The 24928-nt window shown below is 60.9% G+C and carries 24 protein-coding genes; 14 read left to right on the top strand and 10 right to left on the bottom strand.

Translation table 11 applies throughout. From position 1 onward, the window contains the following. The first annotated feature begins 83 nt into the window (after positions 1–83). Positions 84–1400: a branched-chain amino acid transport system II carrier protein gene (brnQ, locus tag ACRAWE_RS14890; protein ID WP_038873241.1), complete on the top strand. Its 1317-nt coding sequence runs from the start codon at positions 84–86 to the stop codon at positions 1398–1400. A gap of 73 nt (positions 1401–1473) precedes the next feature. Further along, positions 1474–2880, top strand: coding sequence for a proline-specific permease ProY (gene proY, locus ACRAWE_RS14885; RefSeq protein WP_019454218.1), 1407 nt, complete (start codon positions 1474–1476; stop codon positions 2878–2880). Positions 2881–2911: 31 nt separating this feature from the next. On the opposite strand, the gene ACRAWE_RS14880 is transcribed toward proY, so the two are convergent. Next, a complete protein-coding gene (locus ACRAWE_RS14880; protein WP_063918830.1) occupies positions 2912–3175 on the bottom strand; it encodes a hypothetical protein in 264 nt (87 codons plus the stop codon). A gap of 132 nt (positions 3176–3307) precedes the next feature. After that, complete coding sequence (locus ACRAWE_RS14875) at positions 3308–4564, bottom strand: mechanosensitive ion channel family protein (protein WP_063918831.1); 1257 nt, start codon at positions 4562–4564, stop codon at positions 3308–3310. A gap of 246 nt (positions 4565–4810) precedes the next feature. On the opposite strand from ACRAWE_RS14875, the gene malZ reads away from it, so the two are divergent. Beyond that, the gene (gene malZ, locus ACRAWE_RS14870; RefSeq protein WP_019454214.1) at positions 4811–6634 is read left to right on the top strand and encodes a maltodextrin glucosidase; all 1824 of its coding nucleotides are present in this window, start codon (positions 4811–4813) and stop codon (positions 6632–6634) included. Positions 6635–6687: 53 nt separating this feature from the next. Here malZ and ggt read toward each other — a convergent pair whose 3' ends face one another. The 3 genes from ggt to ACRAWE_RS14855 form a co-directional block, all read right to left on the bottom strand. Continuing rightward, entirely contained in the window at positions 6688–8451 is a 1764-nt protein-coding gene (gene ggt, locus ACRAWE_RS14865) for a gamma-glutamyltransferase (RefSeq protein WP_432525524.1), read from the bottom strand. 233 nt (positions 8452–8684) lie between these two features. Beyond that, entirely contained in the window at positions 8685–9287 is a 603-nt protein-coding gene (locus tag ACRAWE_RS14860) for a peroxiredoxin C (protein WP_019454212.1), read from the bottom strand. Between the two features lie 229 nt (positions 9288–9516). Further along, positions 9517–10098, bottom strand: coding sequence for an ACP phosphodiesterase (locus tag ACRAWE_RS14855; protein WP_019454211.1), 582 nt, complete (start codon positions 10096–10098; stop codon positions 9517–9519). A gap of 120 nt (positions 10099–10218) precedes the next feature. On the opposite strand from ACRAWE_RS14855, the gene queA reads away from it, so the two are divergent. From queA to secF, 5 genes are all read left to right on the top strand, one after another. After that, positions 10219–11289, top strand: coding sequence for a tRNA preQ1(34) S-adenosylmethionine ribosyltransferase-isomerase QueA (gene queA, locus ACRAWE_RS14850; RefSeq protein WP_004940394.1), 1071 nt, complete (start codon positions 10219–10221; stop codon positions 11287–11289). 72 nt (positions 11290–11361) lie between these two features. Further along, positions 11362–12486, top strand: a complete 1125-nt coding sequence (gene tgt, locus ACRAWE_RS14845; protein WP_016928877.1) for a tRNA guanosine(34) transglycosylase Tgt — start codon at positions 11362–11364, stop codon at positions 12484–12486. 33 nt (positions 12487–12519) lie between these two features. Next, positions 12520–12852 carry a preprotein translocase subunit YajC gene (yajC, locus tag ACRAWE_RS14840; protein ID WP_004940391.1) on the top strand — a complete coding sequence of 111 codons (333 nt, stop codon included), beginning with the start codon at positions 12520–12522 and terminating at the stop codon, positions 12850–12852. Between the two features lie 24 nt (positions 12853–12876). Then, entirely contained in the window at positions 12877–14724 is a 1848-nt protein-coding gene (gene secD, locus ACRAWE_RS14835; protein WP_025160068.1) for a protein translocase subunit SecD, read from the top strand. A 10-nt stretch (positions 14725–14734) separates the two neighbouring features. Continuing rightward, complete coding sequence (gene secF, locus ACRAWE_RS14830; RefSeq protein ID WP_019454209.1) at positions 14735–15703, top strand: protein translocase subunit SecF; 969 nt, start codon at positions 14735–14737, stop codon at positions 15701–15703. Positions 15704–15767: 64 nt separating this feature from the next. On the opposite strand, the gene ACRAWE_RS14825 is transcribed toward secF, so the two are convergent. Continuing rightward, positions 15768–16328 carry a DUF3251 domain-containing protein gene (locus ACRAWE_RS14825; RefSeq protein ID WP_432525523.1) on the bottom strand — a complete coding sequence of 187 codons (561 nt, stop codon included), beginning with the start codon at positions 16326–16328 and terminating at the stop codon, positions 15768–15770. A gap of 176 nt (positions 16329–16504) precedes the next feature. On the opposite strand from ACRAWE_RS14825, the gene nrdR reads away from it, so the two are divergent. From nrdR to pgpA, 6 genes are all read left to right on the top strand, one after another. Then, positions 16505–16954 (top strand): transcriptional regulator NrdR, encoded by a 450-nt coding sequence (gene nrdR, locus ACRAWE_RS14820; RefSeq protein WP_004940387.1) that lies wholly within the window; start codon positions 16505–16507, stop codon positions 16952–16954. 10 nt (positions 16955–16964) lie between these two features. After that, complete coding sequence (ribD, locus tag ACRAWE_RS14815; protein ID WP_033642057.1) at positions 16965–18074, top strand: bifunctional diaminohydroxyphosphoribosylaminopyrimidine deaminase/5-amino-6-(5-phosphoribosylamino)uracil reductase RibD; 1110 nt, start codon at positions 16965–16967, stop codon at positions 18072–18074. Between the two features lie 107 nt (positions 18075–18181). Beyond that, positions 18182–18652: a 6,7-dimethyl-8-ribityllumazine synthase gene (gene ribH / locus ACRAWE_RS14810; RefSeq protein WP_004940385.1), complete on the top strand. Its 471-nt coding sequence runs from the start codon at positions 18182–18184 to the stop codon at positions 18650–18652. A gap of 20 nt (positions 18653–18672) precedes the next feature. Continuing rightward, on the top strand, positions 18673–19089 hold the full coding sequence (gene nusB, locus ACRAWE_RS14805) for a transcription antitermination factor NusB (RefSeq protein WP_004940384.1): 417 nt from the start codon (positions 18673–18675) through the stop codon (positions 19087–19089). 51 nt (positions 19090–19140) lie between these two features. Beyond that, positions 19141–20133 (top strand): thiamine-phosphate kinase, encoded by a 993-nt coding sequence (gene thiL, locus ACRAWE_RS14800; protein ID WP_019454206.1) that lies wholly within the window; start codon positions 19141–19143, stop codon positions 20131–20133. Further along, positions 20126–20620 (top strand): phosphatidylglycerophosphatase A, encoded by a 495-nt coding sequence (pgpA, locus tag ACRAWE_RS14795; protein ID WP_019454205.1) that lies wholly within the window; start codon positions 20126–20128, stop codon positions 20618–20620. The genes thiL and pgpA overlap by 8 nt, the downstream gene beginning before the upstream one ends. Positions 20621–20653: 33 nt before the next feature. Here pgpA and ACRAWE_RS14790 read toward each other — a convergent pair whose 3' ends face one another. The 4 genes from ACRAWE_RS14790 to xseB form a co-directional block, all read right to left on the bottom strand. Continuing rightward, the gene (locus tag ACRAWE_RS14790; protein ID WP_154747578.1) at positions 20654–21628 is read right to left on the bottom strand and encodes an aldo/keto reductase; all 975 of its coding nucleotides are present in this window, start codon (positions 21626–21628) and stop codon (positions 20654–20656) included. A 107-nt stretch (positions 21629–21735) separates the two neighbouring features. Continuing rightward, a complete protein-coding gene (dxs, locus tag ACRAWE_RS14785; RefSeq protein ID WP_055316790.1) occupies positions 21736–23601 on the bottom strand; it encodes a 1-deoxy-D-xylulose-5-phosphate synthase in 1866 nt (621 codons plus the stop codon). Between the two features lie 34 nt (positions 23602–23635). Continuing rightward, on the bottom strand, positions 23636–24556 hold the full coding sequence (gene ispA / locus ACRAWE_RS14780; RefSeq protein ID WP_019454202.1) for a (2E,6E)-farnesyl diphosphate synthase: 921 nt from the start codon (positions 24554–24556) through the stop codon (positions 23636–23638). Between the two features lie 5 nt (positions 24557–24561). After that, positions 24562–24825 (bottom strand): exodeoxyribonuclease VII small subunit, encoded by a 264-nt coding sequence (xseB, locus tag ACRAWE_RS14775; protein WP_015376838.1) that lies wholly within the window; start codon positions 24823–24825, stop codon positions 24562–24564. Positions 24826–24928: the final 103 nt, after the last annotated feature.

Below are 24928 nucleotides of genomic sequence, written 5' to 3'. Positions count from 1 at the left end.
GGGCATGCCGGCAACCGGGTGGGGCGTCACGCCACCACGCTATCGGACAATTTTTTTCATTTGAACAGGCAACACGACATCGTATGAGTCATCGTTTAACGTCAAAAGATATCCTGGCATTGGGCTTTATGACCTTTGCCTTATTCGTCGGGGCCGGGAACATCATCTTCCCGCCGATGGTCGGTTTACAGTCCGGTGAACATGTCTGGACTGCGGCGCTGGGCTTCCTGATCACCGCCGTCGGCCTACCGGTCATCACCGTCATCGCGCTGGCGCGCGTCGGCGGCGGCATCGACGCCCTCAGTTCGCCGATTGGCCGCGGCGCCGGCCTGCTGCTGGCGACCGTCTGCTACCTGGCCGTCGGCCCGCTGTTCGCGACGCCGCGCACCGCCACCGTCTCCTTTGAAGTGGGCATCGCCCCGCTGACCGGCGACGGCGCCATGCCGCTGTTCATCTACAGCCTGGTGTATTTCGCGCTGGTGATTGGCATCTCCCTGTATCCGGGCCGCCTGCTCGATACCGTCGGCCACGTGCTGGCGCCGCTAAAGATCGTCGCGTTAGCCGTACTGGGCATCGCCGCGTTGCTGTGGCCTGCCGGCGCGCCGATTCCGGCGACGGCGGCTTACCAGAGCGTGCCTTTCTCCTCCGGTTTCGTTAACGGCTATCTGACCATGGATACGCTGGGCGCGCTGGTATTCGGCATCGTTATCGTCAACGCGGCGCGCTCGCGCGGCGTGAAAGACGCCGGTCTGTTGACCCGTTACACCATTCTGGCCGGTTTGATCGCCGGCGTGGGCCTGACGCTGGTTTATCTGAGCTTGTTCAAGCTGGGTTCCGGCAGCGGCGCGCTGGTGCCGGACGCTACCAACGGCGCGGTGATCCTGCACGCTTACGTTCAGAACACCTTCGGCGGCCTGGGCAGCTTCTTCCTGGCGGCGCTGATCTTCATCGCCTGCATGGTGACTGCGGTAGGCCTGACCTGCGCCTGCGCTGAGTTCTTCGCGCAATACCTGCCGTTCTCCTACAAGACGCTGGTGTTTATTCTGGGCCTGTTCTCGATGGTGGTGTCCAACCTCGGTCTGAGCCACCTGATCCAGATCTCCATTCCGGTGCTGACCGCGATTTACCCGCCGTGCATCGTGCTGGTGGTGCTGAGCTTCACCCTGCGTTGGTGGCACAGCGCACCGCGCATCATCGCGCCGGTGATGCTTGTCAGCCTGTTGTTTGGTATCCTTGACGCAGTGAAAGCGTCCAGCTTCCAGCAGCTGCTGCCGGCCTGGACCACTCACCTGCCGCTGGCGGAGCAGGGGTTGGCATGGTTGCCGCCTTCGCTGCTGATGCTGGTGCTGGTCGCGATTTATGATCGGGTGTGCACGCGTTCTCAAGTAACCGCGCACTGATAATCCCCCGGCTTAATCTAGGGCCACGGACATGTCCGTGGCTTTTTTACGTTTAAAACTATGGGTCATCTTCATGCAACAACAGTCACCCACCACTGCCCCCGACAATAAGCTGAAACGCGGCCTCAGCACGCGTCACATCCGCTTTATGGCGCTGGGGTCGGCCATCGGCACCGGGTTGTTCTACGGCTCGGCGGACGCCATCAAAATGGCCGGCCCGAGCGTGCTGCTGGCTTACCTGATCGGCGGCATCGTGGCCTTTATCATCATGCGCGCGCTGGGGGAGATGTCGGTCAACAACCCGCAGGCCAGCTCGTTTTCCCGTTACGCGCAGGATTACCTCGGCCCGATGGCGGGCTACATCACCGGCTGGACTTACTGCTTTGAAATCCTGATTGTCGCCATCGCCGACGTGACTGCTTTCGGCATCTATATGGGCGTCTGGTTCCCGGAAGTGCCGCATTGGATCTGGGTGCTGAGCGTGGTGCTGATCATCGGCGCCATCAACCTGATGAGCGTCAAGGTGTTCGGCGAGCTGGAGTTCTGGTTCTCGTTCTTCAAGGTCGCCACCATCATCATCATGATCGCGGCCGGTATCGGCATCATCATCTGGGGTATCGGCAACGGCGGGCAACCGACAGGCATTCATAACCTGTGGTCGAACGGCGGCTTCTTCAGCAACGGTTTTATCGGCATGATCCTGTCGCTGCAGCTGGTGATGTTCGCTTACGGCGGCATTGAAATTATCGGCATCACCGCCGGCGAAGCCAAAGATCCGAAAAAATCGATTCCGAAGGCTATCAACTCGGTGCCATGGCGCATTCTGGTGTTCTACGTCGGCACGCTGTTCGTCATCATGTCGATCTACCCGTGGAACCAGGTGGGCACCAACGGCAGCCCGTTCGTGCTGACCTTCCAGCATATGGGCATCACCGTGGCGGCGGGCATCCTCAACTTCGTGGTGATCACCGCTTCACTGTCGGCGATCAACAGCGACGTGTTCGGCGTCGGTCGCATGCTGCACGGCATGGCCGAACAGGGGCACGCGCCGAAGATGTTCAGCAAGGTATCGAAACGCGGCATTCCTTGGGTGACGGTAGTGGTGATGATGCTGGCGCTGTTGCTGGCGGTGTACCTCAACTACATCATGCCGGAGAGCGTGTTCCTGGTGATCGCCTCCCTGGCGACCTTCGCCACCGTGTGGGTGTGGATCATGATCCTGTTCTCCCAAATCGCCTTCCGCCGCAGCCTGAGCAAAGAGCAGGTGAAGCAGCTGGCGTTCCCGCTGCGCGGCGGGGTGTTCACCTCGGTGGTGGCGATCGTGTTCCTGGTGTTCATCATCGGCCTGATCGGCTACTTCCCGACCACTCGCGTCTCGCTGTACGCCGGCCTGGTCTGGGTGGTATTGCTGCTGGCGGGATACTGGTTCAAGGTCAACCATCAGAAAAAACGCGCGCCGTTGGCGACGCAGCAAGACTAAATGGAAAACACCGGCTAAGGCCGGTGTTTTTTTAGGGTTTATCTTCCACTTCATCCTCCCCGGCGGCGCGCGCTTCGATGCGTATGCCGCCGTCGTTCAGGCGTTCCTCCTCTTCCTCGCCGGCGCAGCGCGCCAGCACTTCGCGAATGTCCTGCAGGTTGCTGCTCAGAGCGCTCAACGAAGGTTGCAGGTTGCGGGGCATGCGGCTTTCATCCAGCGAAGCGCTGTGCAGGCAGCCGATAAACAGCAGGGTGGCCATCAGGGTGAACAGCCGATGACGTAACCGTTTCAGCAAGGGCTTTCCCTCTCGGTGGTGAAGGTGATGGCGCATTAACGCCGTTTTCGCTGGGGAAAAGAAGGGGATGGAGATATCTGCTGGCAATTGAAAGGACATCATTACCAGCAGACATCTTTACGTCAGCCGATGTCAGGAAGCGTTCGCGCTTTGTAGCAGCATGCCGCGCAGATCGTTACCGGTTGGCGTCTGGTGCACGCGCAGGCCGAATTCGTCGATCACCGCCAGGATATGGTCGAAAATATCCGCCTGAATGCTTTCATACTCCGCCCAGACCGTGGTGTTGGTGAAGGCGTAGATTTCCAGCGGCAGGCCTTCCGGCGTCGGCGCCAGCTGGCGCACCATCAGCGTCATGTTCTGGTGAATGCGTGGGTGAGCGCGCAGATAGGCTTCCAGATAGGCGCGCAGCGTGCCGAGGTTGGTGAGGCGGCGGCCGTTGAGCGGCGAGGCCAGATCGATGGCGATCTCCTGGTTGTGCTGGCTCAGCTCCTGGGTTTTGTTATTCAGATAGCTGTGCAGCAGCGGGTTGCGCTGCAGGCGGCGCTGCTCTTCTTCCGACAGGAAGTGCACGCTGCCGGTGTCGATATTCAGGCTGCGCTTGATGCGGCGCCCGCCGGATTCCGACATCGACCGCCAGTTTTTGAACGAGTCGGAGATCAGCGCGTAGGTGGGGATGGTGGTGACGGTGTTGTCCCAGTTACGCACTTTGACCGTGGTCAGGCCGATGTCGGTGACCGCGCCGTCGGCGCCGTATTTCGGCATTTCCAGCCAGTCGCCGATCTTGAGCATATCGTTGGCGGAAAGCTGAATGCCGGCCACCAGCCCGAGGATCGGATCCTTGAACACCAACATCAAGACCGCGGTCATGGCACCCAGTCCGCTGAGCAGCAGCAGCGGCGATTTGCCCATCAGCAGCGAGACGATCATGATGCCGATCAGGATCGCCGCCACCAGTTTCAGGCCCTGGAAAATGCCGCGCAGCGGCAGCTGATTGGAAATCGGGCTTTGGCGCAGCAGCGCCAGCAGCGTATCCAGCAGCGAGAACAGCGACAGCAGGGTGAAGGCGAGGATCCACACCTGCGCGGCGGTGACGATCACCGCCTGGGTCTGGCTGCCACTTTGCAGCCACAGCGTGGCCTGGATGCTGATGATCACCCCTTGCAGCAGCAGCGCCACGCGCTGGAACAGTTTGTATTGGGTGATAGCCTGTTGCCAGACGCGCTGCGATTGCTGGCCACGGCGCTGAAGGGCAGCCAACACCACCCGATGCAGCACCAGGTGGATCGCCACCGAGATCAGAACAATCAACCCCAATACCATCAACAGCGACATCACTCCGCCGAATTCCAAACCAAATTGTTCCAGCCAGCGCGTTATCTGTTGTTGCATTACAGCTCCTTAAAAAATGCGCAAAAAATACCCTGTAAACTTAAAACGCGTTAGCCTAAGGGGTAACGTGCAGGATTTGTGCCTGTTTACCTTTTTTTACATCAAGTTAGCGTTATTTTTCAGTCTCCGCCCCCCGGCTCATCCCCGGGTTTTGCGGCCAGAGAGGAGGGGGAGTTGCACTTAACGTGGCATTGTTCGCTTCTTGAAGAACGCCGTCGATTTCGTTTGGTACAGTAGGAGAACAGTATGCTTAACGCCTGGCATCAACCGGTCCCGCCTTTTGTCGTGAAACAAGGGCAACGTTTGGATATCACGCTGTGGTTACAAGGGGATGAACTGCCGGAACGGGTATTTTTGCGCGCCGAACCGGACAACGAAGAGTGGCTGCTGGCGATGAAAGCGCAGCGCCACGAGGGGATGCGGCGCTACCAGGCCAGCCTGACGCTGAATGAGGGCGAGCCGACGCGGCGTTACTGTTTCAAGCTGCTGTGGGCCGATCGCCAACAGTGGTTCGGGCCGCAGGGCTGGTCGCCAACGCCGCCGGGCCAGCTGGCGCAGTTCGCCGTCGACGATCCTGACAATGGCCCCGAGTGGGTGGCGGATCAGCTGTTCTACCAGATTTTCCCCGATCGCTTCGCCAGCAGCGGCGGTGAGCACGGCATCCAGAGCGGCAGCTATCGCCATCACGCGGCCGGCGCAGAGGTGATTCGGCGCGACTGGCAGCATCCGCTGGAGGACCGCCACGCCGCCTCGACCTTTTACGGCGGCGATCTGGACGGCATTTGCGCCAAATTGCCATACCTGCAGCAGCTGGGCGTGACGGCGCTGTACCTGAACCCGATTTTTACCGCGCCGAGCGTGCACAAGTACGATACCGAGGACTACTACCAGGTCGATCCGCACTTCGGCGGCAACGCGGCGCTGCAGCGTTTGCGAGTGAGTACTAACAAGGTAGGCATGAAACTGGTGCTGGACGGGGTATTCAACCACACCGGCGACTCGCATCCGTGGTTCGACCGCCATCGTCAGGGTGAAAATGGCGCCTGCCACCATCCCGATTCGCCGTATCGCGGCTGGTTCAACTTCTACCCGGACGGCCGCGCGCTCGACTGGAAGGGCAACGCCAGCCTGCCGAAGCTCAACTTCGCCGAGCCGCAGGTGGCGGAAGCGATTTATCAGGGCGAAGGCAGCGTGGTGCGCCACTGGCTGCGCCCGCCGTACAGCATCGACGGCTGGCGGCTGGACGTGGTGCACATGCTGGGGGAGAACGGCGGCGCCGCCGGCAACCTGCGCCATCTGGCGGGCATCTATCAGGCGGTGAAACAGGAGAATCCGCAGGCCTACGTGTTGGGCGAGCATTTCGGCGACGCGCGTCGCTGGCTGCATGCCGGCGTGGAGGATGCGGCGATGAACTACATGGGATTCGCGCTGCCGGTGCGGGCATTTTTAGCGGGGCTGGACGTGGCCTATCACCCGGTGCGGCTGGACGCCGCCGGATGTGCACAGTGGATGGACGGCTACCGCGCCGGGTTGCCGCATGGCCGCCAGCTGATTCAGTTCAACCAGTTGGACAGTCACGATACCGCGCGTTTCCTCACGCTGTTGCAGGGGAACGCGGCGCGCATGCAGATGGCGGCGGTGTGGCTGCTGAGCTGGATCGGCGTGCCTTGCCTCTATTATGGCGATGAGATTGGGTTGGACGGCGGCAACGATCCGTTCTGCCGCAAGCCGTTCCCGTGGGACGTCGCCGACTGGGACCGGCCGCTGCTGGCGCTGTTCCAGCGCATGGCGGCGCTGCGTAAACAGAGCCTGGCCTTGCGCCGAGGCGGCTGCCAGGTGTTGTACGCCAGCGGCGAAACGCTGGTGTTCGTGCGCCTGTATCAGCAGGAGCAGGTGCTGGTGGCGTTGCAGCGCGATGGCAGCGGCCAGGCGCAGCTGCCGCATAACCCGCTGCTGGCGCGCGGCCCGTGGCGGCGTGTGGAAGGGCGGGGAGAGTTGAGTGAAACGGCGGGCGGGTTGCGCCTGCAGTTGGCAGAAGAGTCGGCCACCGTATGGCGCTGCGAAGGTTAAAGAAACTGCGGGGGCCAAAGGGCCCCCGCGATTAAGGTAAGTGGGCGTTTACATCAGTAACCGACCGCGGAGCCTGCCGGGCGGCGCACGTCGTTGGCGCCGTACAGATAGCCTTCGCGCACTTTGCCGGAAACCGCCGAATCGTTGCCGGAGTTGGCCGGTGTGACGCCCGCCGCGCCCGGCAAGCCGACCAGAATCAGTTCGGCGGCGCCCCACGGCGTTTGCTCGACCATCTTATAGCCCATGCCGCTCAGCAGCTTCAGCGTATCAGCGGAAACGCCGCGCTGTTCGTAGTACACCTCATCCGGCAACCATTGGTGATGGATGCGCGGCGCGTCCACCGCTTCCTGCGGCGCCATGCCGTGGTCGATCACGTTCAACGCGGTCTGCAGGGTGATGGTGATGATGCGCGAACCGCCCGGCGAACCCAGCACCATAAAGATCTTATTGTCCTTGGTCACCAGCGTCGGGCTCATCGACGATAGTGGGCGCTTACCGGGGGCAATGCTGTTGGCGGTGCCTTGCACCAGCCCGTACAGGTTTTTCTCACCCACTTTGACCGTAAAATCGTCCATCTCGTCGTTGAGGAAGAAGCCGGTGCCCGGTGCGATCACCACGGCGCCGAAGCGGCCGTTGACGGTATAGGTGGTGGAGACCGCGTTGCCGTCATGGTCGACAATCGAATAATGGGTGGTTTCCGGTTTCTCATGCGGCTCCATGCCGGGCTGCACGTTTTCCGACGGCGTGGCTTTGTCCGCGACGATTTTCTTGCGGATCTGCTCGGCGTAGCTCTTGCTCACCAGCCGATCGATCGGGTTCTTGATGAATGCCGGGTCGCCGAGATAGGTGTTGCGGTCCATGTAGGCATGGCGCATCGCCTCGGTCATGGTGTGAATGGCCGCCGCCGAGTTGAAGCCCATGCTTTTCAGGTCGTAGCCTTCCACCACGTTGAGGATTTCGCACAGCGTCACGCCGCCGGAGCTGGGAGGCGGCGCCGACACGAACTTGTAGCCGCGATAGCTGCAGGTAATCGGCGGGGTTTCGGTGACCTTGTAGTTGGCGAAGTCGGCCGCCGTCAGAATGCCGCCGCCCTGTTTGGCCGCCGCCTCCACCGCCTGCGGGATCTTGCCTTTGTAGAAAGCGTCGGTTCCCCCTTTGGCGATGGCTTCCAGCGTGTTGGCCAGATCGGTTTGCACCAGCTTATCTCCCGGCTGCAGCGGGCTGCCGTCCGGGCGCAGGAAGATTTTGGCCGACTCGGGATCCTGTTTGAAGCGCGCGATGGTGGTGTCGAAGATATCGGTGTCGGCGCGGGTCAGCACAAAGCCTTCCCGCGCGAGCTTGATCGCCGGTGCCAGCACCTGTTCGCGGCTCAGTTTGCCGTACTTCTCGCGCGCGGTTTCCATCCCCAGCACGGTGCCCGGCACGCCCGCCGCCAGATAGCCGTACAGGCTGGCGTCTTTCTTCACCTTGCCGTCGGCATCCAGATACATGTTGGCGCTGGCCGCGGCCGGCGCGGTTTCGCGGAAGTTGATGAAGGTGTCGGTGCCGTCCGCCAGGTGGACGGTCATAAAGCCGCCGCCGCCGATGTTGCCGCAGCAGGGGTTAACCACCGCCTGCGCATAGCCGACCGCCACGGCGGCGTCGATGGCGTTGCCGCCCATTTTCAGGATATCCACACCGACCTGCGAGGCCAGGTGCTGCGAGGTGACCACCATGCCGTTTTTGGCTTCCACCGCCGGGTTAGACGCCGCATACAGGCTGCCGCTGACCAGCAGCGCCGCCATGGTCAGGGGTTTGCTCCATTTCTGTAAAAACATAGTTATTCCTACCCTGTCAGTTTTTTATTGTGTTGTGTTTGCTTGCCGTTACTCGCTTGCAAAGCGCGAGCCAGCGTTATTGATAGTAGCCGCAGATGGGCGCACGCGCGGCGATCGGGATAGGAAATGTGAGCGGAAACAGGGAAATAAAGCACAGAAGGTGGGCATGTTGCCCCAAAAAGGGGCACAAAAAAACCGGCCCGTGGGCCGGTTGATTCACTATCAGGCTGAAATTACAGCTTGGCAGCGTTTTCAGACAGGTATTTTGCTACGCCGTCTGGGGAAGCGCCCATACCTGCTTTGCCTTTTTCCCACTGAGCCGGGCACACTTCACCGTGCTCTTCGTGGAATTGCAGCGCGTCAACGGTACGGATCATTTCGTCGATGTTACGGCCGATTGGCAGGTCGTTAACAACCTGAGCACGCACGATGCCGTCTTTGTCGATCAGGAAGGAGCCGCGCAGCGCAACGCCGGCTTCCGGGTGCTCGATGCCGTAAGCTTTCTGAATTTCACGCTTGATGTCAGCAACCATTGCGTATTTCACTTCACCGATGCCGCCTTTGTCGACAGGGGTTTTACGCCATGCGTTGTGAACGAATTCTGAGTCGAAGGAAACGCCAACCACTTCAACGCCACGCTTCTGGAACTCTTCATAGCGGTGATCGAAAGCGATCAGCTCGGAAGGGCATACGAAGGTGAAGTCCATTGGCCAGAAGAACAGGACGGCTGGTTTGCCGTTCAGGTGCTTCTTCAGGTTGAAGTTTTCAACGATTTCGCCGCTACCCAGTACGGCAGCTGCAGTGAAGTCAGGGGCTTGACGAGTTACCAGGACCATAATTACTCCTGTAATAGGTGTTAAAGGGTGGATGTAAAAACAAGGGCCAGTATAGGGGCCGTGACTTGGTGAATAAAGGGTAAAAGACCAATCGATGAGATAGCTTTCACCTATCAAAGTCGTTGATATAATTTATCGAGCTTTAAAAATAACCTTTTCCCACAAAAGGGCAAGCGGCAAAACGTAAATTCTTGCAAGGCGCTGCAATTTCAAACGCTTGGGCTTGACCTCAGAGCCTTTTATCCTTCGCCTGCCGCATCATTTGCGGGTAAAACTGCCAGAACTGTGTTTCAAGCTGATGATAATGTTGCTCGACGTCGGCGAACGAGCCGGCCAGCGCCTCAAGGCGCGGGCGGCGGCTGGCCATGCCCTGCAGCACTCGGGCGATGAACGGCAATTCGGCGTAGCGTTCCAGCCAGCGCTCCGGCCACAGATAGCCATTCAGGTTCTGAAAACGCGGCGGCGTGAGCGGCAGGTAAGGTTCGATCTGGCTGCGGGCTTCCTGGGTGAACTGGTGCAGATCGCGCGAGGGCTCCAGCTGCTGCCAGTGGCGCGCCAAAAAATGGTCCCACACCACGTCGAGGGTGATCGGCGCCACGCGGCGGTAAGGGGCGCTGAAATAGTCGCGGCAGGCTTTGACCTGCGGCAGGCTGTCGGTCAACACGTCGACGCGGCGATGCATCATGATGCCGGCCACCACGTCGGGCTGGTAGTCGGCGGCGGGGTTGCCGCGCACGAAATCGGCCAGCAGGTTGCCCAGCAGCGAGCTGTCCGCCAGCATGGCCAGATGGAGATGAGCGAGAAAATTCATCCCTCAACTATACCCGAAGTCAGGCAAATCCTCCTTATTTCTTGCCGCTGACCGCCCCCGGCTTTAGACTAGGCCGCCTGTTTTTTACCAACCAGCCTTAAATTGAAGAAGTGAATACCCATGCGCGTCGCTGATTTTTCGTTTGAACTTCCCGAATCCCTGATTGCCCACTATCCCCAGGCCGAGCGCAGCGCATGCCGCCTGCTGCAGCTGGACGGGCCGAGCGGGGCGCTGACGCACGGCGTATTCACCGATCTGCTGGACAAGCTGGAGGCCGGCGATCTGCTGGTGTTCAACAATACCCGCGTGATCCCGGCGCGCATGTTCGGCCGCAAGGTCAGCGGCGGCAAGATTGAAGTGCTGGTGGAGCGCGTGCTGGACGACCATCGTGTGCTGGCGCACGTGCGCGCGTCGAAAGCGCCGAAGCCGGGCGCCGAGCTGCTGCTGGGGGATGACGAGAGTATCGCCGCCACCATGGTGGCGCGCCATGAGACGCTGTTCGAGCTGCGTTTCAACGACGAGCGCGACGTATTCACCATTCTCAACGCGGCCGGCCATATGCCGCTGCCGCCGTATATCGCTCGCCCGGATGAAGACGCCGACCGCGAGCTGTATCAGACGGTCTACAGCGAGAAGCCGGGCGCGGTCGCCGCGCCGACCGCCGGCCTGCATTTCGACGAACCGCTGCTGGCGGCGCTGCGCGCCAAGGGCGTGGAAATGGCGTTCGTGACGCTGCACGTCGGCGCCGGCACCTTCCAGCCGGTGCGCGTGGAAACCATCGAAGATCACGTGATGCACGCCGAATACGCCGAAGTGCCGCAGGAGGTGGTCGATGCGGTGCTGGCCTGCAAAGCGCGCGGCAAGCGCGTGGTGGCGGTGGGCACCACCTCGGTGCGCTCGCTGGAGAGCGCCGCGGCGGCCAGCAAAGAGGCGCTGATTGCGCCGTTCTTCGGCGACACCAGCATCTTTATCTATCCGGGTTACCACTACCAGGTGATCGACGCGCTGGTGACCAATTTCCACCTGCCTGAGTCGACCCTGATCATGCTGGTGTCGGCCTTCGCCGGCTATAAAAATACCATGAACGCCTATCAGCAGGCGGTAGCCGAGCAGTATCGCTTTTTCAGCTACGGCGATGCGATGTTCATCAGCCGTAACCCGCAGGCGGAAAACGAATCCGTCGGCGGCTAAATTCCCGGGCTGCGCCTACGGCGTGGCCCCGTTTCAACGACATCAGACTGTTTCTCTGATGCTGGAGGCTTTGTGAAGTACGAATTACAAACTACCGATGGCCGCGCGCGTCGCGGCCGCCTGATCTTCGACCGCGGCGTGGTGGAAACCCCGGCCTTTATGCCGGTCGGCACCTACGGTACGGTCAAGGGCATGACGCCGGAAGAAGTGAAAGAGACCGGCGCGCAGATCCTGCTGGGCAACACCTTCCACCTGTGGCTGCGCCCGGGCCAGGAGATCATGAAACTGCACGGCGATCTGCACGACTTCATGCAGTGGCCGGGCCCGATCCTCACCGACTCCGGCGGTTTCCAGGTGTTCAGCCTGGGGGCGATGCGCAAGATCAAAGAGGAAGGCGTGTACTTCCGCAATCCGATCAACGGCGACAAGGTGTTCCTGAGCCCGGAAAAATCGATGGAAATCCAGTATGACCTGGGTTCCGACATCGTGATGATCTTCGACGAATGCACGCCGTACCCGGCCGACTGGGACTACGCCAAGCGTTCGATGGAAATGTCGCTGCGTTGGGCGCAGCGCAGCCGCCAGCGTTTCGACGAGCTGGAAAATAAAAATGCGCTGTTCGGCATCATTCAGGGCGGCGTTTACGAAGATTTACGTGATGTTTCAGTAAAAGGGCTGGTGGATATCGGCTTTGATGGGTACGCTGTGGGCGGCTTGGCTGTAGGCGAGCCGAAAGAGGATATGCATCGCATTCTTGAACACGTTTGCCCGCAAATTCCGGAAGATAAGCCACGCTATTTGATGGGCGTCGGCAAGCCGGAAGATTTGGTGGAAGGCGTGCGCCGTGGCATCGACATGTTCGACTGCGTCATGCCGACCCGCAACGCCCGCAACGGCCATCTGTTCGTGACTGACGGTGTGGTAAAAATCCGTAATGCCAAGCACAAGGATGATACTTCTCCGCTGGATAAGGACTGTGATTGCTACACTTGTCGCCATTACAGCCGCGCCTACTTGCACCATCTCGACCGTTGCAACGAAATATTGGGTGCTCGACTGAACACAATTCATAACCTGCGTCACTACCAGCGCCTGATGGCGGGTTTACGCCAGGCTATCGAAGAGGGTAAATTAGAGCAGTTTGTTGCGGATTTCTATGGTCGGATCGGCAAGCCGATTCCGCCTTTAAACGCTTGATCTAATAATTGATAACTTAATGAGGGAATTTCAATGAGCTTTTTCATTTCTGACGCCGTCGCATCCGCAGGGGCTCCGGCTCAGGGAAGCCCGTACTCTCTGATCATTATGCTGGTGGTGTTCGGCCTGATCTTCTACTTCATGATCCTGCGCCCACAGCAGAAACGCGCGAAAGATCACAAGAAGCTGATGGACTCCATCGGTAAAGGCGACGAAGTGCTGACCACCGGCGGCCTGATCGGTCGCGTGACCAAAGTGGCCGACACCGGCATCATCGCCATCGCGCTGAACGACACCACGGAAGTGATGATCAAGCGTGACTTCGTGGCGGCCGTTCTGCCGAAAGGTACCATGAAGGCCCTGTAATCTTTTTTCCCGAAGGGAATTGCCGTGCTAAACCGTTATCCTTTGTGGAAGTATCTGATGTTGATCGTCGTGATCCTCGTCGGTCTGCTTTATGCGCTTCCCAACATCTACGGTGAGGATCCGGCCGTACAAATCACTGGCGCGCGCGGTGTCGCCGCCAGTGAAACTACGCTGGACCAGGTCCGTACCGTATTAGAAAAAGACAACATCGCGAGCAAGTCGATTGCGCTGGAAAACGGCGCCATCCTGGCTCGCTTTAAAGATTCCGACGTTCAGCTGCGCGCCCGTGAAGCGCTGATGACCGAGCTGGGTGACAAATTCGTCGTGGCGCTGAACCTGGCGCCGGCCACGCCGACCTGGCTGGCCATGCTGGGCGCTGAGCCGATGAAACTCGGCCTGGACCTGCGCGGCGGCGTGCACTTCCTGATGGAAGTGGACATGGACACCGCGCTGAGCAAGCTGCAGGAACAGACCATGGATACCCTGCGCAGCGAGCTGCGTGAGAAGGGCATTCCTTACGCGTCTATCCGCAAGCTGGACAACAACGGCGTGGAAGTTCGTTTCCGCGACGATGCGGCCCGCGACCAGGCCATTAGCTACATCGGCCCGCGTCAGCGCGATCTGGTGCTGTCCGCCAACGGCGCCAACACCATGAAAGCCAGCCTGACGGACGCCCGTCTGAGCGAAGCGCGCGAATACGCCGTCCAGCAGAACATCACTATCCTGCGTAATCGCGTCAACCAGCTCGGCGTCGCCGAACCGCTGGTGCAGCGCCAGGGCTCCGACCGCATCGTGGTCGAGCTGCCGGGCATTCAGGACACCGCGCGCGCCAAAGAAATTCTGGGCGCCACCGCGACCCTGGAATTCCGTCTGGTGAACACCAATGCGGACGCCACTGCGGCGGCCAACGGCCGCGTGCCGGGCGATTCCGAGGTGAAGTACACCCGTGACGGCCAGCCGATCGTGCTGTACAAGCGCGTGATCCTGACCGGTGACCACATCACCGACTCCACCTCGAGCACCGACGAATACAACCAGCCGCAGGTTAACATCTCGCTGGACAGCGCCGGCGGCACGTCCATGTCCAACTTCACCAAGGACAACATCGGCAAGCCGATGGCGACCCTGTTCGTGGAGTATAAGGACAGCGGCAAGAAAGACGCCAACGGTCGCGCGGTGCTGGTGAAACAGGAAGAAGTGATCAACGTGGCGAACATTCAGTCGCGTCTGGGCAACAGCTTCCGTATCACCGGTATCGGCAACCCGAACGAAGCGCGTCAGCTTTCGCTGCTGCTGCGCGCGGGGGCACTGATCGCGCCGATTCAGATCGTTGAAGAGCGCACCATCGGTCCAACCCTGGGTCAGCAGAACATTACCCAAGGCCTGGAAGCCTGTCTGTGGGGCCTGGTGGCGTCCATCGTCTTCATGGTGGTCTGGTACCGTAAATTCGGCGTGATCGCCACCACGGCGCTGGTCGCCAACCTGGTGCTGATCGTCGGCGTGATGTCCCTGTTGCCGGGGGCGACGCTGACCATGCCGGGTATTGCCGGGATCGTGTTGACGCTGGCGGTGGCGGTCGACGCCAACGTACTGATTAACGAACGTATCAAGGAAGAGCTGAAGAACGGCAGGTCCGTTCAGCAGGCGATCCATGAGGGCTATAAAGGCGCGTTCTCCAGTATCGTCGACGCCAACATCACCACCCTGATCACCGCGGTCATCCTGTACGCAGTCGGCACCGGTTCGATCAAGGGCTTTGCGATCACCACCGCGATCGGTGTGGCGACGTCCATGTTCACCGCGATTGTCGGTACCCGTGCCATCGTCAACCTGCTTTACGGCGGCAAACGCATTAACAAGCTGTCTATCTGAGGAGTGCGTTGTGGCACAGGATTATACTGTTGAGCAACTCAACTACGGCCGTAAAGTCTACGACTTTATGCGCTGGGACTACGTGGCCTTCGGCATCTCGTTGGTGCTGTTGGTCGCGTCGATCGCCACCATGTCGGTGCGCGGCTTTAACTGGGGTCTGGATTTCACCGGCGGTACGGTGATTGAAATCAACCTGGAGAAGCCGGCTAACCTTGACCTGATGCGCGATACGCTGGAGAAGGCCGGGTTCCAGGATCCGATCATCCAGAACTTCGGCAGCAGCCGCGACGTGATGGTGCGCATGCCACCGGCGACCGGCACCGCAGGCCAGGAGCTGGGTAACAAGGTGATCGGCGTGATCAACGACTCGGTGGATAAGAACGCCACCGTGAAGCGCATCGAGTTCGTCGGCCCGAGCGTGGGCAGCGAACTGGCGCAAACCGGCGGCATGGCGCTGCTGGTGGCGTTGATCTGTATCCTGATCTACGTCGGTTTCCGCTTCGAATGGCGCCTGGCGCTGGGGGCGGTTATCGCGCTGGCGCACGACGTGATCATCACGCTGGGCGTGCTGTCGCTGTTCCACATCGAGATTGACCTGACCATCGTCGCTTCCCTGATGTCGGTTATCGGTTACTCGCTGAACGACAGCATCGTGGTATCCGACCGTATTCGTGAGAACTTCCGCAAGATCCGCCGCGGCACGCCTTACGAGATCATGAACGTGTCGTTGACCCAGACGCTGAGCCGTACGCTGATGACCTCCGGGACCACCCTGATGGTGGTGCTGATGCTGTACATCTTCGGCGGCGCGATGCTGCAAGGCTTCTCGCTGGCGATGCTGATCGGCGTGTCGATCGGTACCGTTTCCTCTATCTACGTCGCGTCCGCGCTGGCGTTGAAACTGGGGATGAAACGCGAACACATGCTGCAGCAAAAAGTGGAAAAAGAGGGCGCCGATCAGCCTTCGATTCTGCCTTAACCGCCGCAGTATTCAGCGAAATGAGAAGGAGCGCCGATGGGCGCTCCTTTTTTTTGCCTCGGTTTCAGCGCGGCTGCACCACCGCCGGCTGGGCGGTCGAAACCAGGCTGTGCAGACGGATGTAGCCCAATTGTTCCGGCGTCAGGCCGCTGAAGCGCAGCTCGAAGTCCTGGCCGGGTTTCGGCAGCAGCGAGTCGGCGCTGGCGATCGGTTGCGACAGCGCCTCGGCGGTCAACGGCCGGCCGGTAGCCTCGTCCAACTGGCCCCATTCCACCACCGCTTTGAACGGCGGCAGCGTGGCCTGTGAGAGGATGCGCACATGCAGTTGCGCCTGCGTGCCGTTGGCTTCGCTCTTGATGTGGCTCAGTGAAACGCTCAGCTCGCCGATGCCGCTTTGCAAACGGGCGGCGCTGCGGGCCGCCGGCAGCAGGTAGACGCCGTTGTCGGAGTGCTGATTGAGCAGATTCTGTCGCTCCAGCGCGGTGGTTTGGTCGGTCAGCACGCTCACTTTCTGGTTCAGTGCGGCGACCTGATGGCGCAGCTGTGGCACGGCGGGGTTGTGCGCGCAGCCCGCCAACAACAGGGCGATGGCGAGCAGGCCGATTTTGGGGTGACGGGTTGTCATGAGGGCGATGTCCTATGCTGAATCTCCTGCTATCAAGCTTAGCCCGCATGGAGGTGAAAGTCATATCGACGCCGCCTTCCCGCCGCCTGTCGCAACAAATCGCCGCCGCCCTTTGTTGTGGCTGCACTTCGGGTTAAACTGCATTTATCTATAAAAAAAGTTTATCAGGACGTGTTATGCATTGCCCTTTCTGCGCCGCCGTTGATACCAAAGTCATTGATTCCCGCCTGGTGGGGGACGGTTCGCAAGTGCGCCGCCGCCGCCAGTGTCTGGTGTGCAATGAACGCTTCACCACCTTCGAGGTGGCCGAGTTGGTGATGCCGCGAGTGATTAAAAGCGATGAGGTGCGCGAGCCGTTCAACGAAGACAAGCTGCGTCGCGGCATGCTGAAAGCGCTGGAGAAGCGCCCGGTAAGCTCGGACGACGTGGAAAACGCCCTTAACCATATCAAATCCCAACTGCGCGCCACCGGCGAACGCGAAGTGCCGACCAAATTAGTCGGCAATCTGGTGATGGACGCGTTGAAAAAGCTGGATAAGGTGGCCTACATTCGCTTTGCGTCGGTATACCGCAGCTTCGAAGACGTGCGCGAGTTCGGCGAAGAGATCGCCCGCCTGCAAGACTAAAGGATCTTTCATGCATCACGACGAATTTTACATGGCGCGCGCCTTCGAGCTGGCGCGGCTGGGGCGTTTCACCACTGCGCCTAATCCGAACGTCGGCTGCGTTATCGTGCGCGACGGCGAAATTGTCGGTGAAGGCTATCATCTGCGCGCCGGCGAGCCGCACGCGGAAGTGCATGCGCTGCGCATGGCGGGCGACAAGGCGCGCGGCGCCACCGCCTATGTCACGCTCGAACCGTGCAGCCATCACGGCCGCACGCCGCCCTGCGCCGATGCGCTGGTGGCCGCCGGCGTGACGCGGGTGGTCGCGGCGATGCAAGATCCCAATCCGCAGGTGGCGGGGCGCGGGCTGTACAAGCTGCAGCAGGCCGGCGTCGAGGTGCGTCATGGCCTGATGCTGGCCGAAGCCGAAGCGGTCAACCTGGGCTTCCTCAAACGCATGCGCACCGGTTTCCCCTATGTACAGCTGAAGCTGGGCGCGTCGCTGGACGGCCGCACGGCGATGGCCTCCGGCGAAAGCCAGTGGATCACTTCACCTGAAGCGCGTCAGGACGTGCAGCGCCTGCGCGCGCAAAGCGCCGCGATTCTCAGCACCAGCGCCACCGTGCTGGCGGACGATCCGTCGCTGACGGTGCGTTGGGATGAGCTGGACGCCGAAACCCAGCGCCTCTATCCGCGCGAAAATCTGCGTCAGCCGCTGCGCATCCTGCTGGACAGCCAGAATCGCATTACCCCGCAACACCGCGTGGTGCAGCAGCCGGGCGCCACCTGGCTGGCGCGCCTGCAGGCGGATGAACAGGCCTGGCCGCAAGACGTCGAGCAGTTCATCTGCCCGGCGCACGGCGGCGGGGTCGATCTGGTGGTGATGATGATGCTGTTGGCCAAGCGCCAGGTGAATTCAATCTGGGTGGAGGCGGGGGCGACGCTGGCCGGTGCGCTGCTGCAGGCCGGCCTGGTGGATGAGCTCATTTTGTACATCGCGCCAAAACTGTTGGGCGATAATGGCCGCGGCCTGTGTCATTTGCCGGGCCTGGAGCGTTTGGCCGACGCGCCGGAATTCGTCTTTAGCGACGTGCGGCAGGTTGGCCCCGATCTGCGTTTGCGCCTGCGGGCGAAACACTGAATCTCGCGCCCGCGCGCCGGTTTTACAAAAGCGCCGCGCAGGCGATGAAAGAATATGATAGAATCCGCCCCCCTGCGGGGTATTGAACCCATTTTTAAGGAAAGCCCATGAAAGTTATCGAAGGTGTTGTTGCTACTCCAAATGCCCGTGTGGCGATCGCAATTGCACGTTTTAACAATTTCATCAACGACAGCCTGCTGGAAGGTGCCATCGACGCGCTGAAACGCATTGGTCAGGTTGCTGACGACAACATCACCGTTGTCTGGGTCCCGGGCGCTTACGAGCTGCCGTTGACGGCGAGCGTATTGGCCAAAACCGGCAAATACGACGCGGTTATCGCGCTGGGCACCGTTATCCGTGGGGGCACCGCGCACTTCGAATATGTGGCGGGCGAAGCCAGCTCCGGCATCGGCAACGTTGCGATGAATGCCGAAATCCCGGTTGCCTTTGGCGTGTTGACTACCGAAAGCATCGAACAGGCGATCGAACGCGCCGGCACCAAAGCGGGCAACAAAGGCGCTGAAGCTGCGCTGACCGCACTTGAAATGATTAATGTTATCAAAGCTATTAAAGCCTGAATTTAGTTAAGGGGAATTCCGTGAAACCTGCTGCTCGTCGCCGCGCTCGTGAGTGCGCTGTTCAAGCGCTTTACTCTTGGCAGTTGTCTAAAAACGACCTTGCCGATGTTGAACACCAGTTCCTGACGGAGCAGGATGTCAAAGATGTTGACGTCGCCTATTTTCGCGAGTTGCTGTCCGGCGCGGCAGTGAATGCAGGTATGCTGGACGAACTGATGGCGCCATACCTGTCGCGTCAGCTCGAAGAGCTGGGCCAGGTGGAGCGCGCAGTGCTGCGCGTCGCGCTGTTTGAACTGAAAATGCGCGAGGATGTCCCTTACAAGGTGGCGATCAACGAAGCGATCGAACTGGCGAAAACCTTCGGTGCGGAAGACAGCCACAAGTTTGTGAACGGGGTGCTGGATAAAGTAGCGCCAACCCTTCGCAAGAAAAAGTAAAACATTAAGGCCGGTATCCCCGGCCTTAATTTCTTCTAGTGGAATATCGATATGGCATGCGGCGAATTTGACCTCATTGCCCGCTATTTTGACCGGTTTAAGCGCGTGCGCCGGGATGTACAGTTGGGCATTGGAGATGACTGCGCACTGCTGGCAGTGCCGGAAAAACAGCTGGTGGCCGTCAGTACCGATACGCTGGTGGCGGGCATTCACTTCCTGCCGGACATCGATCCGGCCGATCTTGGTTACAAAGCACTGGCGGTCAATCTCAGCGATCTGGCGGCGATGGGCGCCGATCCTGCGTGGCTTTCGCTGGCCCTGACGCTGCCGGAGGTGGACGAACCCTGGCTGAAGGCCTTCAGCGACAGCCTGTTCGATCAGCTCAACTATTACGGCATGCAGCTGATCGGCGGTGATACCACGCGCGGCCCGCTGAGCATGACCTTGACCATTCAGGGGCTGATCCCGGCCGGCCGGGCGCTGACCCGCAGCGGTGCGCGCATCGGCGACTGGATCTACGTGACCGGCACGCTGGGCGACAGCGCCGCCGGTTTGGCGATCCTGCAGGATCGTCTGGCGGTGACGGATACGGCGGCGCGCGATTACCTGATCGCTCGCCATCTGCGCCCGCAGCCGCGGGTGTTGCAGGGGCAGGCGCTGCGCGATCTGGCCAGCTCGGCGATCGACATCTCCGACGGCCTGATCTCCGATCTGAAACACATCCTGAAGGCCAGCGACTGTGGCGCACGCATCGTGCTGGACGAGCTGCCGATGTCGCAGGCGCTGAGCAGCCACGCGGATGCCGAGCAGGCGCTGCGTTGGGCGCTGGCGGGCGGCGAAGATTACGAGCTGTGCTTCACCGTGCCGGAAATCAACCGCGGCGCGTTGGAAGTGGCGCTGAGCCATCTCGGGGCCGACTACACCTGTATCGGCCAGATTGGCCCGCTGTCTGAAGGCATTCGCTATTATCGCAACGACGAGGCGGTGGAGCTGGACTGGGTCGGGTTCGACCATTTCAATGCGGAGCCGGGCAACCATGGATGAAGCCAAGCGTCGGCTGCGGATGAGCAATCCGTGGCACCTGCTGGCCACCGGCTTCGGCAGCGGTTTGTCGCCGATCATGCCGGGCACCATGGGATCGCTGGCGGCGATCCCGTTCTGGCTGTTGCTGATCCAACTGCCGTGGCAGCTCTACTCGCTGGCGGTGATGTTCAGCATCTGCATCGGCGTCTATATTTGCCATCGCACGGCGAAAGACATGAAGGTGCACGATCACGGCAGCATCGTCTGGGATGAGTTCGTCGGCATGTGGATCACGCTGATGGCGCTGCCGGTCAACGACTGGCGCTGGGTCGCCGCCGGTTTCGTCATCTTCCGCATTTTGGACATGTGGAAGCCGTGGCCGATCCGCTGGTTCGATCGCAACGTGCATGGCGGCATGGGCATCATGGTCGACGACATCATCGCCGGCGTGTTGTCCGCCGGCATCATCTACCTGATTGGGCACCACTGGCCGATCGGGTTGTTCTGACAGACGGGCGCGGTGTTTCGCGCCCGCTACTCTTTATTCAAACCCCGTCACCCGATGCGGCACGTAAGCCGTCTCCAGTTCTGCCACCTCTTGCGGTGACAAACTCAAATCGACCGCGGCGATGGCGTCGTCCAGCTGTTCGCTGCGCGAGGCGCCGACGATCGGCGCGCTGACCGCCGGTTTGTTCAGCAGCCAGGCCAGTGCGATCTGCGCCCGCGAGACGCCGCGTTCTTCGGCGAGGCTGGCGACGCGTTCGGCGATGATGGCGTCGATGCCTTCGGTTTCCTCATACAGGCTCTTGCCGAACTGGTCGGAAACCAGCCGCGCGGTGGTTTCGCCCCAGGGGCGGGTCAGGCGGCCGCGCGCCAGCGGGCTCCACGGCAGCACGGCGATGCCTTCGGCGGCGCACAGCGGGTGCATTTCGCGCTCTTCTTCGCGCTGGATAAGGTTGTATTGATCTTGCATGCTGACGAAGCGCGTCCAGCCGTGCAGATCGGCGGTGTACAGCGCCTTGGCGAACTGCCAGGCGTACATCGAGGAGGCGCCGATGTAACGCGCCTTACCGGCTTTCACCACCTCGTGCAGCGCTTCCAGCGTCTCTTCCAGCGGCGTTTCGTAATCCCAGCGGTGGATCTGCAGCAAATCGACATAGTCGGTGCCCAGGCGCCGCAGGCTGTCGTCGATGGACTGCATGATGTTGGCGCGCGATAAACCGCGCTTCAGATTGCTCAGCGGGAAATAGACCTTGGTGGCGACCACCACGTCTTCGCGCCGGGCATAGTCGCGCAGCGCCCGGCCGAGGATCTCCTCGCTGCTGCCGTCGGAATAGCTGTTGGCGGTGTCGAAAAAGTTGATGCCGGCTTCCAGCGCCTGTTTCAGCAGCGGGCGGCTGCTCTCTTCCGGCAGCGTCCAGGCGTGATTGCCGCGGTTCGGTTCGCCATAGGTCATGCAACCCAGACAGATGCGCGAGACGTTAAGATCGGTGTTGCCCAGTTTCAGGTACTTCATGCTTGCCTCCCATTCACAACTCAGACAGTAACTGTAGCGCGGATCCCGGAGGGCTGAAACGAAAACGCCCCCGGGAGCGGAGGCGTTTTTTCAGGCGCGGGCGGCGATTACTGCGCCAGCCAGGTTTCGATTTGGCGCTGAATGCCGGCGGCGTCCAGCCCCAGATCGGCGCGCAGCTCTTCCTGGGTGCCCTGCGAGACGAAGCTGTCCGGCAGGCCGAGGTTCAGCACCGGCACCGGACGGCGTTTGGCCATCAGCAGTTCGTTGACGCCGCTGCCGGCGCCGCCCATGATGGCGTTCTCTTCCAGCGTGACCAGCGTTTCATGGCTGGCAGCCAGTTCGAGCACCAGCTGCTCGTCCAGCGGTTTGACGAAGCGCATGTCGACCAGCGTGGCGTTGAGCGCTTCCGCCGCTTGCGCGGCCTCCGGCAGCAGGGTGCCGAAGTTGAGAATGGCGATCTTTTCCCCCTGGCGGCGCACCACGCCTTTGCCGATCGGCAGCAGGCTGAGCGGCTCCAGCGCCGCGCCGGTACCGGTGCCGCGCGGATAACGCACGGCGCTCGGGCCGGCATTGTAGTGATAGCCGGTATACAGCATCTGGCGGCATTCGTTCTCGTCGCTCGGCGTCATGATCACCATGGTCGGGATGCAGCGCATGAACGACAGATCAAACGCCCCCTGGTGGGTCTGGCCGTCGGCACCGACGATGCCGCCGCGATCGATGGCGAACATCACCGGCAGGTTTTGGATCGCCACGTCGTGGATCAACTGATCGTAGGCGCGCTGCAGGAAGGTGGAGTAGATCGCCACCACCGGCTTGTAGCCGCCGATCGCCAACCCGGCGGCGAAGGTGACCGCGTGCTGCTCGGCGATCGCTACGTCGAAGTACTGCTGCGGATAGTCGCGGGAGAACTGCACCATGCCGGAGCCTTCGCGCATCGCCGGGGTGATCGCCATCAGCGAGCTGTCTTTGGCGGCGGTTTCACACAGCCAGTCGCCGAAGATTTTCGAATAGGTCGGCAGACCGCCGGCGCTTTTCGGCAGCGTGCCGCTGGCGGGATCGAACTTCGGCACCGCGTGGAAGCTGATTGGGTCCTTTTCCGCCGGCGCGTAACCGCGGCCTTTCTTGGTCATGATGTGCAACAGCTGCGGGCCTTTCAGATCGCGCATGTTTTTCAACGTGGCGACCAGCCCTTGCACGTCGTGCCCGTCTACCGGGCCGATGTAGTTGAAGCCCAGCTCTTCGAACAGCGTGCCAGGCACCACCATGCCTTTCAGGTGCTCTTCGGTGCGTTTCACCAGCTCCTTGATCGGCGGCACGCCGGCCAGCACTTTTTTGCCGCCTTCGCGCAGGGTGGAGTAAAGTTTGCCGGACAGCAGCTGCGCCAGATGGTTGTTCAGCGCGCCGACGTTTTCCGAGATCGACATCTCGTTGTCGTTCAGCACCACCAGCATGTCCGGGTTGATGTCACCGGCGTGGTTCATCGCTTCGAACGCCATGCCGGCGGTGATGGCACCGTCGCCGATCACGCACACCGTGCGGCGGCCCTTGCCCTCACGCTCCGCCGCCACCGCCATGCCGAGGCCGGCGCTGATCGAGGTCGACGAGTGGCCGACCGACAGCACGTCGTATTCGCTTTCGGCGCGCCACGGGAAGGGGTGCAGGCCGTTCTTTTGCCGGATAGTGGCGATGCGGTCGCGGCGACCGGTCAGAATTTTGTGCGGGTAGGCCTGGTGGCCGACGTCCCACACCAGATGATCGAACGGCGTGTTGTAGACGAAATGCAACGCCACCGTCAGTTCGACGGTACCCAGCCCGGAGGCAAAGTGGCCGCTGGAACGACTGACGCTGTTCAGCAGGTATTGCCGCAGCTCATCGCACAGCTTCGGCAAGCTCTCTTTGGGCAGCGAACGGAGTTCCTCGGGGTTTTCCGCTAGCGCCAGGGTTGGGTATTTGGCTATATCAAGACTCATTCGATACTCATATCAGAGGAGTTAACGTCACACGTTAATTGTCGCGTTCAATAATGAAGCTGGCTAACGCTCGCAATGGCGCTGTGTTATAAGATTGCGCTGCCAAAGTGTCTAATGCAGCTAATGCTTCCTGATAGAGATCCCACGCTTTTGCTTTCGCGCTGTCAAGCCCGAGTAACGCCGGGTAGGTACTCTTTCCGTGTTGTTGGTCCGCTCCCTGGCGCTTGCCGATTTTCTCAGTTTCGCCGACAACGTCCAAAATGTCATCCTGCACCTGGAACGCCAGGCCGACCGCAGCGGCGTAACGATCCAGCTGCGGTAGCGCCGCTCGTCCGGCTTCGCCGGCGCTCAGCGCGCCCAGTCGCACCGCCGCGCGGATCAATGCGCCGGTTTTGTGGCGGTGGATCTGCTCCAGCGCCTGCAGGTCGACGTGCTTGCCTTCGGCTTCCAGATCCAACGATTGGCCGCCGCACATGCCGGCTACGCCGCTGGCGCTCGCCAGTTCGGAGACCATCGCCAGCCGATCGCGCAGCGCCACGTCGGGCATCTCGGCATCGGCCAGGATTGAAAATGCCAGCGTTTGCAGCGCATCGCCGGCCAGGATAGCGTTGGCTTCGCCGAATTTAATGTGACAGGTCGGCTGGCCGCGGCGCAGATCGTCATCGTCCATCGCCGGCAGATCGTCGTGGATCAGCGAGTAGGCGTGAATGCATTCCACCGCCGCCGCCGGCGCGTCCAGGTTGGTCAGCGACACGCCGAACATCTGGCCGGTGGTGTACACCAGGAACGGGCGCAGGCGCTTGCCGCCCAGTAAGGCGCCGTGACGCATCGCCGCCACCATGTTGCCGTCATTGAACGGCAGCGGGGCGATGAAATCCAGCAGCGCGCGATCGGCGCGCTGGCGGAACATCTGCAATTGATCGGCAAAAGCGGCCGATGGGGCGATCTCAGACATGTCGGTTACTCGGCATCCGGTGTGAAAGGCGCCAGCGCCGCGTCATCGGCGCTGTCGTTAAGGAGTATCTGCACACGCTGTTCCGCCTGCTGCAGTTTTTGCTGGCCTTGACGCGCCAGCTGCACGCCGCGTTCGAATTCGTTCAGCGCGTCTTCCAGCGGCAGTTCGCCTGACTCCAGACGCGTCACGATGCTTTCCAGCTCGCCGAGGGCGCTTTCAAAGCTGGCAGTTTGCTCTGTACTGGCTGATTGTGCTGGTTTTTTCGGCATAATTTTCTTTTTACGTCATCATGTGAACCGTGGCGCCAGAGCCTATCCTAGCGGATCTTGATTAGCAAATCATGGCGCTCATGTGTGGTTTTGTGCGCAGAGC

It is taken from the genome of Serratia sp. BFP-2025, assembly GCF_050880365.1.
GTDB classification, from domain to species: domain Bacteria; phylum Pseudomonadota; class Gammaproteobacteria; order Enterobacterales; family Enterobacteriaceae; genus Serratia; species Serratia surfactantfaciens.
Note: the sequence above shows the minus strand (reverse complement) of the source record. Positions and strands in the feature narration are given on the sequence as shown.

Bases quoted from the DNA above. Each gene is read 5' to 3' on its own strand.
- ispA (WP_019454202.1), bottom strand. From the start codon at position 24,556: ATGTCTGAGATCGCCCCATCGGCCGCTTTTGCCGATCAATTGCAGATG.
- proY (WP_019454218.1), top strand. From the start codon at position 1,474: ATGCAACAACAGTCACCCACCACTGCCCCCGACAATAAGCTGAAACGC.
- queA (WP_004940394.1), top strand. From the start codon at position 10,219: ATGCGCGTCGCTGATTTTTCGTTTGAACTTCCCGAATCCCTGATTGCC.
- nrdR (WP_004940387.1), top strand. From the start codon at position 16,505: ATGCATTGCCCTTTCTGCGCCGCCGTTGATACCAAAGTCATTGATTCC.
- malZ (WP_019454214.1), top strand. From the start codon at position 4,811: ATGCTTAACGCCTGGCATCAACCGGTCCCGCCTTTTGTCGTGAAACAA.
- thiL (WP_019454206.1), top strand. From the start codon at position 19,141: ATGGCATGCGGCGAATTTGACCTCATTGCCCGCTATTTTGACCGGTTT.
- ACRAWE_RS14825 (WP_432525523.1), bottom strand. From the start codon at position 16,328: ATGACAACCCGTCACCCCAAAATCGGCCTGCTCGCCATCGCCCTGTTG.
- ggt (WP_432525524.1), bottom strand. From the start codon at position 8,451: ATGTTTTTACAGAAATGGAGCAAACCCCTGACCATGGCGGCGCTGCTG.
- ACRAWE_RS14855 (WP_019454211.1), bottom strand. From the start codon at position 10,098: ATGAATTTTCTCGCTCATCTCCATCTGGCCATGCTGGCGGACAGCTCG.
- xseB (WP_015376838.1), bottom strand. From the start codon at position 24,825: ATGCCGAAAAAACCAGCACAATCAGCCAGTACAGAGCAAACTGCCAGC.
- brnQ (WP_038873241.1), top strand. From the start codon at position 84: ATGAGTCATCGTTTAACGTCAAAAGATATCCTGGCATTGGGCTTTATG.
- ACRAWE_RS14875 (WP_063918831.1), bottom strand. From the start codon at position 4,564: ATGCAACAACAGATAACGCGCTGGCTGGAACAATTTGGTTTGGAATTC.
- yajC (WP_004940391.1), top strand. From the start codon at position 12,520: ATGAGCTTTTTCATTTCTGACGCCGTCGCATCCGCAGGGGCTCCGGCT.
- dxs (WP_055316790.1), bottom strand. From the start codon at position 23,601: ATGAGTCTTGATATAGCCAAATACCCAACCCTGGCGCTAGCGGAAAAC.
- ACRAWE_RS14860 (WP_019454212.1), bottom strand. From the start codon at position 9,287: ATGGTCCTGGTAACTCGTCAAGCCCCTGACTTCACTGCAGCTGCCGTA.
- ribH (WP_004940385.1), top strand. From the start codon at position 18,182: ATGAAAGTTATCGAAGGTGTTGTTGCTACTCCAAATGCCCGTGTGGCG.
- ribD (WP_033642057.1), top strand. From the start codon at position 16,965: ATGCATCACGACGAATTTTACATGGCGCGCGCCTTCGAGCTGGCGCGG.
- pgpA (WP_019454205.1), top strand. From the start codon at position 20,126: ATGGATGAAGCCAAGCGTCGGCTGCGGATGAGCAATCCGTGGCACCTG.
- ACRAWE_RS14790 (WP_154747578.1), bottom strand. From the start codon at position 21,628: ATGAAGTACCTGAAACTGGGCAACACCGATCTTAACGTCTCGCGCATC.